We start from the raw sequence: 16,189 nt of genomic DNA on the forward strand, positions 1-16,189 counted from the left end.
AGCGGCCCAAGGCTGGGTAGACCACCAGCTGACAAGTCGCTTCAAAAAGAACAAAGACGCTTGGAACGGCAAGACGCATGCGAACGTAATGCCATAGAAGGTAAATTCGGCGAAGGTAAGCGCCGCTATGGGCTGGCGCGTATTATGGCGCGCCTGAAAGAGACCGCCGAAAGTGTAATTTGCCTCCAGTTTTTGGTGATGAACTTGGAGCGCAGGCTGCGTGTTATTTTGTTTATTTTTCTCCGGTACCTATTTGGGCATAAACCGGCTTTTTTAAGGCCGTCGTTATAAATGTTTTGATTGAAATAGGATTGGTTCAGCAATCCCTATTTATCTCATTAAAATTAATTCAGACGGTGAAAAAATCTGGGAAAAAACCTTCGGCGGCGCCGATTTCGACACGGGTAAATCAGTGCAGCAGACCGTTGACGGGGTTTTTTTGGTGGCGGGCTGGTCCAATTCTTTTGATAAGAATGGATACGGGCTTTACCTTGTTAAAATCGATGCCAACGGGAAAAAGATATGGGAGAAAACCCGGACCAGTGAAAAATTTGACCCGGATTTTGCCATTGTACCTTACGAAAAAGGGTATATTGTGACCGGTTGGTGGGCCGAGCGGTTGGCGAATAATCAGAGTCATAATGATGAGCTTGAGGTGTTTTTGGCTGATTTTTGGTGGGAATGATAGTAGTAAAACCTATTACCCATTTTTAATCAACCAGGACAATTCAAAATAATTCAAATCTCAATTTCTGCAACATCATTCGTTCTGCTAAACGAGCGTTCATTATAGTAATAGTATTAGGCACAACCCAATGGCACGTAAATTAGTATTAAATTATGGCGTTTTGTAATAAATAGCCACAATTTCTGAATCAGGTATAACCACTGGATGTATTTTATCAGAGTTATTCAGAAAAACACTTGAATTTAATCTATAACTTGATTCTCTGGAGCTACCTATTATATCAAATGACAATATATAGTTATCATTTGTTCTTGCTAATTCAAATTGCAATTTGTCAATAACCGGCTTCGTCACTGGAGTTCTTCCTTTATTGCTGATATGCATAATACTATATTTCTGTTCATCGCCCTGAGTTGTTTTTTCTAAGCAAATATAATTGTCACTATCATCCCAAAATAATATATCATTTGGATTTAGCTCAATCTTTATTGCATTTCGAACGGAATTGGTAATAAAATTTGCACCAAGTTGCACTTCGTGTTGCACTTTCCACTGTTCTTCAATAGTCTGAAAGGACCTTAGACCAAAAAAATACATCATATACCCCAATGACAATACGATTAGCAATAGGGCCATAGCAATCACGAGTTCGACCAACGTAAATCCATTATCATTTAGCCTCATGATTAGGCCTCCTGGGTTAGTATCTGTTGGTTAATTAACTACAAGCAAACAATAATCTTTAATTTTACAGGTTTTCTGCATTGTTCAATCAATATTTCCAGTATTAGGAATAAAAGTAGTTAAAGACCCCTCATTTACTACCTTACCATCAATTGAAATTAATATACTATCTGACGAACCCACAAAATTCATTTCTAAACTCGTATTTCCTGTATTATCTTCAGCTAATTGCTTTTCAATAATTTCTTGTTCAATATGGATGCCATCACTCCGTTGCCCTGCGGAAAAAACCCCTGTTACACTATTAGTAAACAAAGCTAACATAGCTATAGATACAATTAAGATTACAGCCACAGAGACAAGAATTTCTGTTAAAGAAAAACCTCCAATTTGATTATACTTATTTAATCTTTTAAGTTTAAATTTTATATGCCTTTTAAACCCCATAACTTCTCACACCCTTTTTATTTCCATGTTCCCCATTGATCCTTTTTATATACTATTATTTTTTCCCCACCGCTAGAATAATCAATTACTGTACCTTTTTTTATTTCTCCATTGTTTTTCACTTCTATCTCATTAGCCGCAACGGAGCCTACAATACAGGCATTATTATTGATAATAACTTTTGCCCTTGGTGCATAAATACCTCCATAAACAGCACAGTTATTCATAGCAAAGATATTTTGCGTCCCTTTTGTATAGATAATCAACTTACTAGGATCTTTAGAGCTATTAATTGTCACATTATTTTTTATTTCGGGATTAAAATCATCCACATACATTAAGACCCTTCCTTCACCAATTATATTTATTTCACTATTATTACCTTCACTAAAATCAAGTGTGCCAACTTTAATACAAAAATCCTTATTTTGACCAGTATCAATTGTTAAGGTTGAATTATTATTCATTTTTATTGACTCATAATAGTGTGGCCCATCACCGTTAGCGCTTATAGTAGTTTGCTTGTTATTACTTAGCAGTATACTACCTGCATATCTATAATTATTCGGTTCCTCATAATCAGGCAATTCGCGCTCTAGATTATAATCTTGCTTCCCTGTTATTTTAGCGTTATTATAAAGTATAATATTTGTTTTTTCTCCACTTACTCCAACGTTTCCATTTATTTCCCCATTATTATAAACCTTTAATATAGTTTTGGATAAAGCGGCATAATCAAAATTATCTTCCGGTGTACCATTTGGATCTATTGGGTTTCCGTCCCCACCAATAATAACTTCTTCTCTTATCATGGTCATAGATATGGTATCCGAAACCCCTTGGACAGTACCAGTTGAAATTAGCTTCAGAGTATCATCGGATGGCTTTTTAACCTCAACAACAAAACTGCCTTCTCCCAAATAAACCGGTTCACATCTTTTTCCGTTTAATGTGTCCGCCTTGTTAGGGTTATTCATTATCCATGATGAGGTGGCTGCTATGCCAGAACGTGCAAGATAGTGTGCTTGCTTTTTTCTTAGGTCGTTTGATACGGCTACAGCTTGTGAATTACTATATTGCAATGCGATCGCGCCTAATAAAGCCATTATAAACGTAACCATGATTACAAGCGGCATCGCAATCCCTTTATTATTTAACATAGAATTCACTCCCAATTAAACAGAAAAAATTAGGAATTAGAGTTTAACGTTATTATACCTCCGGGATAGTTTATTTGGAAGAACCTTGAACAGTATACAGTTATTCTTGTACCTTCTATCCCAAAATACACCAATTATTTAAAATTTATAAAGGTCATGTATTATAGGCGTATAGTCAACTAATACTAAGATAAACTATAATGATAAGATATAAGAATAAAGGAGGAATTTACCATGCCAGTAATTACCGTTGACGGCCCCAAGTTGAGCAAGGAACAAAAGACAGAATTAGTTAAATCCATCACTAAAGCTGCCAGTGAAATAATCAAACTACCGGAGCAAGCCTTTATCGTGTTAATTCAGGAGCGGGAAATGGATAACGTGGGAGTAGGGGGTGTTTTGCTATCCGATAAAAAAACAAGTTAGCATTATTACTTATCGGCCACTACTGATTGCAGCATTTTTCAACTTTTAACTTTTTACAAGCTGTCAACCCCCTCTTACAGCAAACACTCTATATTATTGTAGGTATAATTACAAGGAGTTGATAAATTGAACGCACTGGTAATCTATTGCCACCCCAACCCCAAAAGTTTTAACGCCGCCATACTGGATGTGGTTAAACAGGAACTGGAACAAAAGGGTGCAAAGATAAAGGTTAAGGATTTATACGCCATGAATTGGAACCCGGTACTAAGTGCAGCGGATTTCCAGAAGTTCCTGGCTGGAGAAAAACCTGAAGACATTGCCAGGGAACAGGCCGACGTGGTTTGGGCCGATGTGCTGGTGTTGATCAGCCCCATTTGGTGGTTTTCCATACCTGCAATGTTAAAGGGCTACATTGACCGTGTAATGAGTCAAGGATTTGCCTATGAGTATACTCCCACCGGCCCGCGCGGTCTACTTACGGGCAAGCGGGCCGCGGTCATCACCACCTCGGGCGCGGATGAAAACACAGCCAACCAGACCGGTATGATGAAGGCACTCAACACCTCTTTTATCCATGGCACTTTCACCTTCTGCGGCTTTGCCGATGCCAAGCATATCAACTGTTATGCCGTACCCATGGTTTCCGATGAGGAGCGCAAACAAATGTTAAGTGCTGTAAGGGAGTTTATTAAAAATATCTAAGCCTTATCCTGAAAATAGCGTTAGGTAATTTTCATCCTCTGCTGGTACCGCTTTAGCAACATTGGTGTCTAGATTTTTAAATAGTTGTCCTTAACTTATGGGAAAGGCTCAGCAAGCTTTTAAATGTAAGCCTGCCGGGCCTTTTTCGCATAAGTTTTTCTGCAACCATTAAAATTATCGTGTTTATAACATAAATCTAATACGGAGATAGGGGAAATAGTGAATGCGCGGCATATGAATGTGTTATAATACGGCAGGTGTATAGTCAAAAGATACAAAGATAAACTATAATTTTATGGGTACGTAAACGATAACAATAACACCAACATGGCGTATCAATTTAAATTTTTACCAAAGCTACAAGCAAGCTTGAAACAGAGACCTAGTGCTCAATGGATACAATTTTTATCGAAAGTTAGGAGTGCCAAATACATGGTAAATGCCGTTAGAATGCTGAGGGCTGGTTTTGTTCTTGCGGAACCTCAAATATTAGAGATAGCCGATAGCTTTCAGAAGGCCATGGCGGACGGGCTTGCCGGAAAACAAAGCTCGTTAAAAATGCTGCCTTCTTACCTGACAAAACCCACCGGTATAGAAAAGGGAGTTTACCTGGCTGTAGATTTCGGCGGCACCAACGTGCGAGTATTAACGGTGGAGTTAAAGGGAAGCGGGGCATACCAAACCCTTGGGTGGCAGTCCTTTCCCCTGCAGGACCGGGATTACAATTTTACTTCCCCCAAGGCTACCGGGCATGAGTTGTTTAGTTTTATTGCTGAAAAGATAAAATCTATGCTATCACCGGGCCGAATTTATCCCCTTGGACTTACCTTTTCTTTCCCCAGCCGGCAAACGGGTGTTGACCGGGCTATATTGATCAAATGGACCAAGGAAATTCAAACATCGGGTGTAGAGGGCCACGATGTATCGGAAATACTTAAACGGGCTCTGGTGGATAAAAACATTACCCAGGTTATTCCCAAGGCCATTATCAATGACACAGTGGGAACATTGCTAACAGCCTCATATATTGACCAGAGCGCCGATATAGGATCAATATGCGGCACCGGTCATAATACCTGCTACATAGAACCCAAGGCACCAATTACAGGCCAACCAATGATTATTAACATGGAATCAGGTAATTTTGATAACCTACCACTCACTGATTATGATATCAAACTGGACCGGCAAAGCCAGGCACCGGGGGAACAGCGGTTGGAGAAGATGGTTGGCGGCCAATACATAGGGGAACTGGTCAGATTAATTATCCAGGATTTTATTGATAAAAAGCTGCTGTTCAAAGAAAGCCGGCCGGAAATTTTTTACTCACCTTACCATGTAAAATCTGAAGATGTGGCGTTATTGCTGGCGGACACAAGCCCGGATTTAAAGGATGTTGACCAGTGGTTGAAAACTAAAGGTCACATTTCCGGTTCCCTTATTGAAGAGCGGATAACCCTGCGTAGTGTTGCCTCAATCGTAATTATCCGTGCCGTACAACTAGTTGCGGCAACTTACACCGGCGTAATAATGCATATTGATCCGGGGCTTACAAAACGTCACACCATAGCTATAGACGGTTCCCTGTATGAATTAATGCCCGGCTTCGCAAACAAGCTGAGCATTACCCTCAATAACATATTTAAAGGTAAGCATCAATCAATAACGACAAAGCTAACCAAAGACGGTTCCGGGGTTGGGGCGGCCATAGCTGCGGCGTCTGTGGATCAGACCGGGGGAACTCCGGGATAAACATTCCTATGTTTCCTGGTTGATCCAAACCATTATAGAGAAAAACTTAAAGGGTATTCCTCCAAGGAATTTGAATTACCAGTTAATTATTTGTCATTATAGTTGGTCTTTTAATGTTCAAATACCATACATACGGGAGTGATAATATTGAAAAGCAAGCCTAACAATCAGCTGACCCATTCTAAAACCCCAAAAATAATTCTATGGGCCGCCATTGGTTTAATATCCCTGGCCGCCATAGTTGTGTTGGGAATTTCCGCCTATGTCGGTTGGAACCTGACCCACCCGGTACGGGAAGAGGTAACCGGTTCCCCGGCTGATATTGGCTTGGCTTATGAGAATGTAAGTTTTAAAAGCCGGGAAGACGGGCTGAATTTAAGCGGTTGGTTGATAAAATCACCCGGAAACGAACAGACAGTGATATTTGCCCATGGCTACCGCAAAAACAGGATGCACAATACTGTACCCCTGCTGCCGATAGCCGATTTTTTAGTTGATAAGGGCTGCAACGTGCTAATGTTTGATTTTCGTAACAGCGGCCAGTCCGATGGTGAGTTAACCTCCGTTGGTCAGTACGAAGTTCGCGACCTGCTGGGTGCAATTGATTTTATAAAAACCCGGCGGGATTTAAACCAGCAGATAATCCTTATCGGATACTCAATGGGCGCCGCCACATCAATTTTAGCCGGTGCCCGGGAGCCTGCCGTGGCGGGTGTGATAGCAGATGCTCCCTTTGCAGACCTCAGGAGTTACTTAATGGCCAATTTATCAGTTTGGAGCAAGTTACCCGCAATACCCTTCAACCAGGCTTTTTTCATAATTGTACCCCCTTTGACGGGATTAAATGTGGGTGCGGTCAGCCCGGTTAATGAGGTAAAGAATTTTAATGGCCGGCCTCTTCTTTTAATCCACGGGGAGGGAGACACCGATATTCCCATTGAAAATAGTGAGTTATTGCAAAAGGCCTACCCCCGTGCCAGTTTTTGGCGGGTACCGGAGGCAAAACACTGCAAATCTTACGAAGTGACAGGGGATTTATACCTGCAAAAAATTAGTTCATTTTTGGATAAAGTTAAGGAAAATAGCAACGAAATCCGCTAAAAATATCTTCATTTGCTTTGACATAAAGAATCCCGGAAGATACTCAAGCCTTCCGGGATTCTTTATATTACTTAATAGATTTTACACGTCTGCTTATACGCCAGCAGCACGAGGTACCTAAAAGGTATTATTCCTATATGCTTTAATCAGGAAATAAGCGGCACCACCCCAAAGTAAAACCATGGCGATTATCATCATGGCGATAGCACTACCTGTCATTATCTCTTACCCCCTCGATTAAGAGCACTTCTTTATCTTTCCATTTTAATCTGGACACCAGGAACCCGCCAACAACAATCACCGCCAGTACAAGCCACCCCATTACCAATAACGCTTCTTGGGGGTAGTTTTCATACGGTACTTTGATATCGCTAATAAGGGTCATAATGCCGGTGTAGCCCGCCACCAACGGTGTAATGATTTTAATGGAAAACACCCACCAGGAACCGGCTTTTATGTCTGAAACCGAATTGATATGATCCTGCAAAGACTTGAGTTTGAAGAACCAGCCCACCAGCAGCACCTGGATCAAACCACCGAAAACGATACCAAAGTTGTTGGTAAAGTGGTCAACAATATCAAGAATGTATAATCCGGCACCGGTGGCGATCAGTAAACTGCAAGATGCTGCTACAGCGGTATAAATCACCGTAACCACTTTACGATCCAAGGCCAGCTTGTCCATTAAAGCGGCAATGGCAGCCTCGTTGATGGAAATCAAAGAAGTTATGCCGGCCAGGGCCAGGGCCAGGAAAAATAGCATCCCAAATAACGGAGCCACACTTCCCAAAGTGGCGATAGCTGCAGGGAAGGTGACAAAGGCCAACCCCACACCGGCACCAGCCACATCATTAACCGCCACACCCTGGGTAAAGGCCATGTGCCCCAAGATGCTGAACACGGCAATACCGGCCAGTAAACTAAAACCACAGTTGGTGAGACAAGTGGTAAAGGCGTTGCTGGTGATGTCCGATCTTTTGGGCAGGTAACTGGAATAAGTAATCATAATGGCAAAGCAAATACTTAAGTCAAAAAAGATCTGCCCGTAGGCTGCCGTCCAAACTTTAAAATCAAATAACCTGCTGAAGTCCGGATCAAACATAAAGTTTAAGCCCGCCGCAGAACCGGGCAAGGTGGAACCACGCAATGCAATTATTACCACCATTATAAACAATGTCGGAATAAGTATCTTAGCTAGCCTTTCAATACCGCCTTTAACACCGGTGTAAATGGCAAAAAAATTGACAGCCCAGGCTATAGCTAAAGGAATTAGCAGTTGGGTTTGTATGCCACCCAGTTCAAAAGGTCCATCTGTCAGGCCCAGTACATTACCGAAGAAAAAACCAGCGGGGTCACCGGCATAACCCAGAGAAAATGAATGATAAAAGTAACTCAAGGCCCAGGCAATAACAACCACATAATAGACGGCGATAAAAAAGCACACTATTACCTGAGACCAGCCAAGCCACTCAAATTTACGATTCATTTTGGCAAAGCTTAAAGGTGCCCCACCGCGATATTTGTGACCAATGCCAAATTCCAGAATCATGATGGGAATACCTGCAGTCAACAATGCAAATAAGTAAACAAGAAAAAATATTCCCCCGCCATTATCCGCCACCATATAGGGGAACCGCCAGATATTACCGAGGCCTACGGCGGAACCCACCGCAGCCAAGATAAAACCCATCCGGGTACCCCATTGTTCTCGTTGCACCAAGCTAGTGTCCTCCTTTACACGGGTATGGAAAAATGCCGGTCAAATATTTCCAACTAATATAGCATTTCCAACCTTGTACTACATTATCATTGGAGACGGCCAATATTTTGCCTCGATGGTCTATGACATCTCTTGCTTCCGTTTCGCCCCCTTTGTTGCATAATATAAACACCGGCACTTCAACCATCTTACTGCAAATTTAGACACCTTTCAACACATTATTGCAAATTTTTTAACATGGTGCCAGGCACCCAACTTATTAACTTATTGATATTGTCAAGATATTGGCAGCATCAAGCTGCTTTTATCCACCGCCATTCAACAGTTTGTAAATAGCTGTAGCTGATATATTAATATTATCACCAATGCTTTTTAAGGTATATTTGTACTTTACCGCTTCTTTAGCATAAGCTGCTTTATATGGGACAAGATATCTTTTCCTGGAACCGCTTTTTATCAGCGCAAAGTCCGCTGGACAAACACCGGTATCCGCTAATATTTCATCAAGGCTTTTTTTAACGGATTTTTTTTGGGGCGGATTAATCTTGATCATAAATGAAGTATCGCCGACGGCATCCAGTTGATCATAATCAATATCATCTTCCTGCTCCATGAAAGATATATATTGCTTAATTGCCCTTTCCCTGTCATTTGAAAACATACCAAGCGGTAAATCTATGTCGATAAGATTGCCCTGATTGTTGCGGTAATATATATCGCTGCTCCACCTGTATTTGTTAACATGAGAGCACATACCGGCCCGGACCGGGTTCCGGTGAACATATCTTAGCACCGCCAGGAGATACCGTTCGTTCTGAATAGGTAAAGCCTTGTAGCGACCATCAAATACATGCCCGGTGCGATTATGTTCGCGGTTATAATAGCGGCCATAGCTGCTGTTCAATAAATGCATCAACTTGCTCAACGGCTCATCCCCCACCTGTAAAACCAGGTGGTAGTGATTACTCATAATTACATAGCCATATAGATTAAACCCGGCACAAGCTTTTCTGCCCATAAGCTCTTGTAACAGGAACATCTTATCTTCATCCCTGTCAAATATGTATTCCCTATTGTTTCCCCGCTGTATCACATGGTATATCGCCCCGTCATACTCCACCCGCGCTCTCCTGCCCAAAAATAACACCTCCTGCTATATTTTAGCAAGAGGTGGTTTGAGTTTCAATAATAAGTTAATAAGTTGGGTGCCTGGCACCTATTCTTCTTCCCAGTTAATTGGTAAATATTCTCCACTAAGTGTTTTGCCCCCTACTGCATTCGTTGAAGTTACAATAGCCCTACCTTCTTCTATCCCGTATTTTGCAGTACCTGGGCCGGAAGGCCATTCTTGCAAGTAATCATTTAAAGTAGTCACATCATCAGCTGCTGTTGCATCTTCAGGATATGAGCCATTAGCTGCTCGATACATCGAAATCGCACTATCAATTGTTCTCAGGTTCGCTTCAACAGCACTTCGCTCTGACTTTTCCGTTATGTTACCATACTTGGGCACCGCAATCCCTGCCAAAATACCTATAATAACCACAACCACCATCAATTCCACCAGAGTGAAGCCTCTCCGGTTCTTCAAAGTTTTGCTAATTTTCCAAAACATCATTATCACATCCCCATAGAAAAATCTAAAACATGCCGTAAAACCTAAATATACCTCACCTTTGTTTTACATACCATACCACCACTGGGCGCATTGGGCATCTCTTTAATCCCTATAACACCAACCTCTACAAACCACCCCCAATCCTCATACTCACTATCCTAGTCTCCACCGCCTCCCGATCCACCGCCCATCTCCCCAAGCAAATCCTTCACCAGTTGCACATTATCCGGCGTTTCTTCCACCCAGAGCACGTAGGTCGGGTTTTTGCTGTCTCCCGACAGGTTGTTGGAGATACGAAAGCTGGCCAGGGATATGCCGGACAGTTCGCTGAGCAGGCTGCGCTTGGCGTTCAGGCTTTGGTATGCTCCCTCACCGCTGGCCGTGTCCACGGGTATCCTGGTTTTCTGGCGGGTGGCGTCCAGGCTGACCAGTGCGCTGCGCACCGTTGTCTCCAGGTATGGCGGGCATAACACCAGCAGTTCCCTGCCAAATTTCTCATAGTTGTTGGTTATTGTTTTTATCTCATCACCAAAATGGAACTGGGCTAATCTTTTTGCCGCGTAACCCGCGGTGATGTTTTTCAACTGGTAAACAAACACCTTTTGCTCAACCGAGGCCTGGCCATCAAGATCGTTCACCAGGGTTGTGATTTCCTCCCAGCGGGGGAATAGCTCGCTGTCGAACACCATGAGACGGTTATCCAACTGCACGTAGCGTTTTAGTTCAATGCCGATGCTTTTTAGCAGTTCCACGGCCCGGTCCGTGGGTATCTGGTGCAGGGTGAGGATTTTATAGTCCAGGGATAGCCGGCTGTCCTCGGTGTCCACGGTATAAATCAGTTCCCGTACCTTTTTCAACACCTGGGCGGTGCCCTGGACCCAGATCAATCTCTGGTTGGTATCCACGGTAATGCTGACTTGCTCCACACCCAAAGCACCAATAAGTTCCTTTATTGTCTCCGCCGGTACGTGATAGAGGCTAAACCTGGTCAGGATCATCTGGTCGAAAAAGTTTTGCTGCAGGACACCAGGGGTACCCACCACCATTATTTGACCGTTTTGCAAGTAGGTCAGCCCCTGGCCGCCAATAATCAGTTCCATGGCCTGCAGGAGGGTGATATTGTCCGCGCTGAAGTTAATTTCCACAGGTTCGGTGTCGACCAGTATAATATCCACGCCCATTTTTATGGCCAAGGCGGATAACACATCCCGGATGTCCACGCCCCTGAAATCCACAGATATCCTGTCATTGTTTATTTTATAGGTTGAGGATGCCGTTGCAGTAATACTGTCCCCGGCACCGTCAACAGTGCCTGTTCCGTCAGCCAGAACCGGGCAGGCAAAATACAGCAGAGAGGTAACCAGCACTGTTACAGATATTTTATTAATTAATTTCCTGCATTTATTAAAGCAATGATTACTGTAATGGTGTTTATTATCGTTCATTTCTCCCCACCTTCTTTATCCGCCAATTCCGGTGACCGGTTATCCCCCCGTCCATCAGTCTGGCGATCCCGGGCTATTGTCTCCCTGTCTGAATCCCAGGACGCCTGCACCGCCGGAGGTGTTTCCTCCGGCTCCGACGCTGTCCTGCTTTCCTCCCCGGTATCCTTTGCGGACCCCGGCCCGGTTTCCCCCTGATCCGTTTCCGCCTGACCGGTTGTTGATTGATAAGCCGGTGGTTGACTGGTATTTGATTGACTGGTTGTTTTTTTATCCGGGGTAGTTTTGGGAGTTAAATCCTTGACCCGCCCGTTAAATTCCAATTGCACTTTATGCACGCCGTTTTTTAAAATTACCGCACCGCTTTTTATTTCCTCCACCGTCCAGCCGCCTTCCATTTCATCCCCCGGGCCGACCACGTAGGCGTTAGTGCCCGATTCAATGATGGCCAGATTACCACCGCTGCCACCCGTTATGATCCCCTTGAGCATCATACCTCTACTGAAGGGATCCCGAATCTCCCGGTTGTCCTCCAACTTACGGCTGGTATCCGGTAAATATGTGCTGAGGGCTCCTGGTTCCGGACTGCTGGTAGTTTCGCCGCCGGTTTGCGGCTGAAGCTGCTCACCCTGGCTTTGTTTAATAAAGTCCTGGTTTAATTTAAAAAGTGCGGCCAGCACCATTAAACCCACCAAAAACAAAACGCCGGCGATGATGACTTGTTTTTTGTTGTTTAACACATATTGGGCTATTTGTTCCCGGTTAATGTTGATTTTAGCCATGGGCATCCCTGTAATGCTCCTTCCCCTTGCACAAGATGTTTACACCAAACCCCCTAATCAGCATAAAAGGCAGTGGCGGTTATATCCGCTCTGATAACGGGCGATAACTGATCACCCCCGCTCATGGTAAATTCCTCTATACGCAGTGCCCGGCCGCCGTTTTGCAGGTGGTTCAACATGTCCAACATACCGCGATAATTTGCCGTTAAGGCAATGTTAACAGGCATTTCCACATATTTATCCCGGGACACCCGCGCGCCAAATTGTACTTGCAACAAATTGCTGCCCGTGCTGGCGGCATAATTGCTGATATCATTGATTAACACATCCTCCCCGGGGGTTTCGGGAATGGCATTTTGGAGACCGGTCAGATAACGACGCATTTCAGAAGCCTGACTTTTCAGTGCCGTTAATTCCTGATAGGACATGCGGGTCCGGTTCAACAAAGCCCTCTCCCGGGCTATGTCCGCATACCCGGTTTTCAATGCGGACAGCTGGTTATATAGCAAAAACAACATCAAAACCATGGCGGCAGTTCCTAAAGCAATGGCCAGTGTTTCCTCCCGGGCGCGTTTTGGTTTGGTCACTGTCTCATCACCCTCCCCGGCTGTTTTTAGGCCCCGGGTCACCGGTATTTTGGACGGTCACCACCTGGGCTGTAATCTCGAACCGAATCACCGGCTCCCCGTGCAATTGCTCTCTAGAGGAAAACTGGCAGTTAACTCCGGCCAGTTCCGGCATTTGGCGTATTTGCTCCAGCCATTGGGTCACTGCGCCGTAGTCCAGGGCATATCCCCTGATGGTCAGCTCGCCGCCGGGCCTAGGTTCGGGCCGGGCAGTCCCGGCTCCGTCCTGGATGCCCTGTATATTTTGGGCCAAATTTTTAGCGTCCTCAACCAGCTTCTCCACAGACTGGCCGGCTGCCGTGCTGCTGTTTCCAGAAGCATGACCTTGCTTGTCATCGTTTTTGCCAGTAAAAGAAAGATCTGTCAGCCATACATTTAAAGGTATGTTAAGCCCTATATTTTCAAAAATAGACGCCCACCGCGGAGATACGCCAACAGCCTCCTTAATTAAATCTTCGGCCTGCCGCACCTGATTCTGCAGCTGGGCATACTGTTGCAAGGCGGGAAATTTGTTTTCCAGCTCCACGCGCTCCTGCTGCAGCCGGGCCAACTCCGCCTGTACCTGCAACGTGGCCAGCCAAAGGGCGCCGTAAACCACTATAAAAACTGCCAGCACGGCACCGGCCAGCGCCAGCGCAACACGTCTTTTTTGCTGGCGCTCCCTGTGGGCCCGTATTTCCGGGGGCAGTAAATTAATTCTGATATACAACCGCTAATCCTCCAGTCCACGCAGGGCCAGACCGATACAAACGGCAAAGTCCGGCCCATTGTACTGCATATCCACACCCTTACCCCGGGCTGAACCTTTGATATTGACCAGCGGGTCAACAATCTCCACCGGCACCTCTATTTCCGCCTGCAAAAATTCGGGCAGGCCCGCCACTCGCGCGCCCCGGCCGCTGACAATCACCCCATCCACCACCACTGTACCGGTCTGGGACATATAATAACCGATGGAAGAGCGTATTTCATTGGCCAGAGCCAATTCCCATTCGCCTGTGGCTCTGACAGGCCACTGTTCTGTGCCATGGGGTTCCCCGGTCACGGTCAATTTTATATTGGGTATCCCCCCATCTTGCTTGGCCGCAGCCGCCTGGCTCGCTGTTTCCAGCAGCTCGTCCAGCGGCCTGTCCAATTCCCGGGCGTAGGTTTTAAGGGAATGGGGTATTACCCGGGCAAAGCGGGGCACACCACCAGCCACCAGCTGCAGCATAGTGAGCCCGTTGGATATATCCACCAGCAGCAGCGACTCCTCTTCCAGCCGCCGGCCGGGTAGCGTACGCAAAAGAGCCAGTGCGGAGGTGTCCACCACCCGGGGCATTAAGGTCGCCCTTTGCAAGGCCTCCAGGCTTTTGTCCAGCAAATCCCGTCTGGCCGCCACCAGCAGTATTTGCAATTGCGGCCCGTGTTCACCTTCCACTTCACCCAGCACCGAGAAATCAAAAACCAGTTCTTCCAGGGGTATGGGGAAATATTCCCCGGCTTGAAAGCGCAGTGCCCGCTCCAATTTGTTATCGGGTATTTTAGGGAAGTTGGCCAGCCGCATCATCACACCCTGGTTGGATATACCCAGCACCACATCGCGACTGTTAATTCGGAATTTGCCCCATAACTCCTCCAGCGCGCGGGCAACCGCATCAACATCATTGACCACGCCTTCGGACACAGCGTCTTCCGGTATAGCTATTTCCCCCGCTGTCAACAGGGTAGGGGCATGTTTATCGCCACTTAAAGCTACGACCCGGACTACCCCCGTGTCCAGTTCCAAACCCACCGCGCCGGATGTCTTAAAAAATCCCATCGGCAGCCATCAACTCCCTTGTCAGACGTTAAAAACCCGTGGAGGTTATGGCGGTAAAAATAGGCAGGTAGATGGCAATTACCATACCGCCAATAATAGTGCCAACCACGATAAGCAGCACCGGCTCCAAAAGCGAAGTAAGCCCCTTGGTGGTGGTGGCCACTTCTTCTTCATAAAAATCGGCCACCTTGCCCAGTAGCCCGGACAACTCACCGGTTTCCTCACCTATGGCCACCATATTAACCAGCATGGGCGGGAAAAAACCACTTTTTGCAAGCAGCATGGCAATGCCCCGCCCTTCCTGGAGTCCCACCCCGGTTTGCTGCACCGCTTTGGTGATTTGCCTGCTGCCTGTAGCCGGGCCGGCCGTCTCCAACGCCTGTAAAACCGGGATCCCCCCGGCCAGCAGTGTGGACAGAGTACGGGAAAAATTGGCCACCGCCGCCTTCTTGAGCAGATCGCCAAACACAGGCAGCCGGAATTTAACCCGCTCCCACATGTTTTTACCCGCCTCGCTGGCCAGGTAAAAACGCAACCCCAGCACGGCGGCGATAAACAACAATATATGTATATACCAGTAGGCACGCAGGGAATTGCTCATGGCCATGACTATTAAGGTGGGCAGGGGAAGGGAGGTGCCGGGTGGGAAAAACCCAATGAAAATGGGCACCACAAACAACAACATGGCCAGCACGACAAAAAAGGCAAAAAGCACCACGACAGTGGGATAAAAGGTGGCGGCACGTATGTTATCCCGCAGTGTTTTATTACGTTCCAGTTGGTCGGCAAGACGCTTCAGCATTTCTTCCATGGCACCGCCCACTTCCCCGGCCCTGATCATGTCCACGAACATGGGAGAAAACACATTGGGGTACGCCCGCAGCGATTCGGACAAACTCATACCCCCCTCCACATTGCGCGCGATTTCGCCCACTATGCTGCGCAATGCGGGGTTGGTGCTTTGTTCCCTTAAAGTGTATAAACAGCGGGTTAGTGGTATACCGGCTGATATCATGGCCGCTAGCTGGCGGCTGAAAAAAGTTATATCCCTTATTTTTACTTTGCGCTGGCCGCTCAAAACCTTTTTTAAAGGAGATTCGGTAACCTCGGCCATATCAACAACGGTGTAGCCCATTTTACGGAGCCGGCCAATGGCTACCTGCTCATGCTCGGCCTCCAATTTGCCGTGTACCGGTACCCCGGCATTATCAAACGCCTCGTAAGCATACATGGGCAT

The 16,189-nt window shown here is 45.7% G+C and carries 19 protein-coding genes; 6 read left to right on the forward strand and 13 right to left on the reverse strand.

What is annotated here, in order from left to right; all coding sequences use genetic code 11:
- Together LX24_RS08795 and LX24_RS08800 are read left to right on the forward strand one after the other, a co-directional pair.
- A partial coding sequence (locus tag LX24_RS08795; RefSeq protein ID WP_166511786.1) for a transposase occupies positions 1-291 on the forward strand: 291 nt, incomplete at its 5' end.
- 121 nt (positions 292-412) lie between these two features.
- Entirely contained in the window at positions 413-685 is a 273-nt protein-coding gene (locus LX24_RS08800) for a hypothetical protein (RefSeq protein ID WP_166511787.1), read from the forward strand.
- 153 nt (positions 686-838) lie between these two features.
- Here LX24_RS08800 and LX24_RS08805 read toward each other — a convergent pair whose 3' ends face one another.
- From LX24_RS08805 to LX24_RS08815, 3 genes are all read right to left on the reverse strand, one after another.
- A complete protein-coding gene (locus tag LX24_RS08805; protein WP_166511788.1) occupies positions 839-1,372 on the reverse strand; it encodes a PilW family protein in 534 nt (177 codons plus the stop codon).
- A gap of 84 nt (positions 1,373-1,456) precedes the next feature.
- Positions 1,457-1,819, reverse strand: coding sequence for a type IV pilus modification PilV family protein (locus LX24_RS08810; protein WP_166511789.1), 363 nt, complete (start codon positions 1,817-1,819; stop codon positions 1,457-1,459).
- Positions 1,820-1,836: 17 nt separating this feature from the next.
- On the reverse strand, positions 1,837-2,979 hold the full coding sequence (locus tag LX24_RS08815) for a DUF7305 domain-containing protein (RefSeq protein WP_166511790.1): 1,143 nt from the start codon (positions 2,977-2,979) through the stop codon (positions 1,837-1,839).
- A gap of 234 nt (positions 2,980-3,213) precedes the next feature.
- On the opposite strand from LX24_RS08815, the gene dmpI reads away from it, so the two are divergent.
- The 4 genes from dmpI to LX24_RS08835 all read left to right on the forward strand — a co-directional run bounded on the left by dmpI (position 3,214) and on the right by LX24_RS08835 (position 6,963).
- Positions 3,214-3,405, forward strand: a complete 192-nt coding sequence (dmpI, locus tag LX24_RS08820) for a 4-oxalocrotonate tautomerase DmpI (protein ID WP_166511791.1) — start codon at positions 3,214-3,216, stop codon at positions 3,403-3,405.
- Between the two features lie 126 nt (positions 3,406-3,531).
- Positions 3,532-4,110, forward strand: coding sequence for an NAD(P)H-dependent oxidoreductase (locus LX24_RS08825; protein ID WP_166511792.1), 579 nt, complete (start codon positions 3,532-3,534; stop codon positions 4,108-4,110).
- A 432-nt stretch (positions 4,111-4,542) separates the two neighbouring features.
- On the forward strand, positions 4,543-5,862 hold the full coding sequence (locus LX24_RS08830) for a hexokinase family protein (RefSeq protein ID WP_166511793.1): 1,320 nt from the start codon (positions 4,543-4,545) through the stop codon (positions 5,860-5,862).
- A 147-nt stretch (positions 5,863-6,009) separates the two neighbouring features.
- Positions 6,010-6,963 carry an alpha/beta hydrolase gene (locus LX24_RS08835; protein WP_423244333.1) on the forward strand — a complete coding sequence of 318 codons (954 nt, stop codon included), beginning with the start codon at positions 6,010-6,012 and terminating at the stop codon, positions 6,961-6,963.
- Between the two features lie 117 nt (positions 6,964-7,080).
- Here LX24_RS08835 and LX24_RS08840 read toward each other — a convergent pair whose 3' ends face one another.
- The 10 genes from LX24_RS08840 to LX24_RS08885 form a co-directional block, all read right to left on the reverse strand.
- On the reverse strand, positions 7,081-7,182 hold the full coding sequence (locus LX24_RS08840; protein ID WP_166511794.1) for a MetS family NSS transporter small subunit: 102 nt from the start codon (positions 7,180-7,182) through the stop codon (positions 7,081-7,083).
- Positions 7,172-8,680, reverse strand: a complete 1,509-nt coding sequence (locus LX24_RS08845; RefSeq protein WP_243131690.1) for a sodium-dependent transporter — start codon at positions 8,678-8,680, stop codon at positions 7,172-7,174. Before LX24_RS08845 ends, LX24_RS08840 begins: the two co-directional genes overlap by 11 nt.
- Positions 8,681-8,987: 307 nt before the next feature.
- Positions 8,988-9,821 carry a transposase gene (locus LX24_RS08850; RefSeq protein WP_166511796.1) on the reverse strand — a complete coding sequence of 278 codons (834 nt, stop codon included), beginning with the start codon at positions 9,819-9,821 and terminating at the stop codon, positions 8,988-8,990.
- Positions 9,822-9,899: 78 nt separating this feature from the next.
- The gene (locus LX24_RS08855) at positions 9,900-10,301 is read right to left on the reverse strand and encodes a type II secretion system protein (protein WP_166511797.1); all 402 of its coding nucleotides are present in this window, start codon (positions 10,299-10,301) and stop codon (positions 9,900-9,902) included.
- 158 nt (positions 10,302-10,459) lie between these two features.
- Positions 10,460-11,746 (reverse strand): energy transducer TonB, encoded by a 1,287-nt coding sequence (locus LX24_RS08860; RefSeq protein ID WP_166511798.1) that lies wholly within the window; start codon positions 11,744-11,746, stop codon positions 10,460-10,462.
- Entirely contained in the window at positions 11,743-12,531 is a 789-nt protein-coding gene (locus LX24_RS08865) for a hypothetical protein (RefSeq protein ID WP_166511799.1), read from the reverse strand. The genes LX24_RS08860 and LX24_RS08865 overlap by 4 nt, the downstream gene beginning before the upstream one ends.
- A gap of 47 nt (positions 12,532-12,578) precedes the next feature.
- Positions 12,579-13,112, reverse strand: coding sequence for a type 4a pilus biogenesis protein PilO (gene pilO / locus LX24_RS08870; protein WP_166511800.1), 534 nt, complete (start codon positions 13,110-13,112; stop codon positions 12,579-12,581).
- 7 nt (positions 13,113-13,119) lie between these two features.
- On the reverse strand, positions 13,120-13,860 hold the full coding sequence (locus tag LX24_RS08875) for a PilN domain-containing protein (protein WP_166511801.1): 741 nt from the start codon (positions 13,858-13,860) through the stop codon (positions 13,120-13,122).
- A gap of 3 nt (positions 13,861-13,863) precedes the next feature.
- Positions 13,864-14,952: a type IV pilus biogenesis protein PilM gene (pilM, locus tag LX24_RS08880; protein WP_166511802.1), complete on the reverse strand. Its 1,089-nt coding sequence runs from the start codon at positions 14,950-14,952 to the stop codon at positions 13,864-13,866.
- A 28-nt stretch (positions 14,953-14,980) separates the two neighbouring features.
- Entirely contained in the window at positions 14,981-16,189 is a 1,209-nt protein-coding gene (locus LX24_RS08885; protein ID WP_166511803.1) for a type II secretion system F family protein, read from the reverse strand.

Source organism: Desulfallas thermosapovorans DSM 6562 (assembly GCF_008124625.1).
GTDB lineage: Bacteria > Bacillota > Desulfotomaculia > Desulfotomaculales > Desulfallaceae > Sporotomaculum > Sporotomaculum thermosapovorans.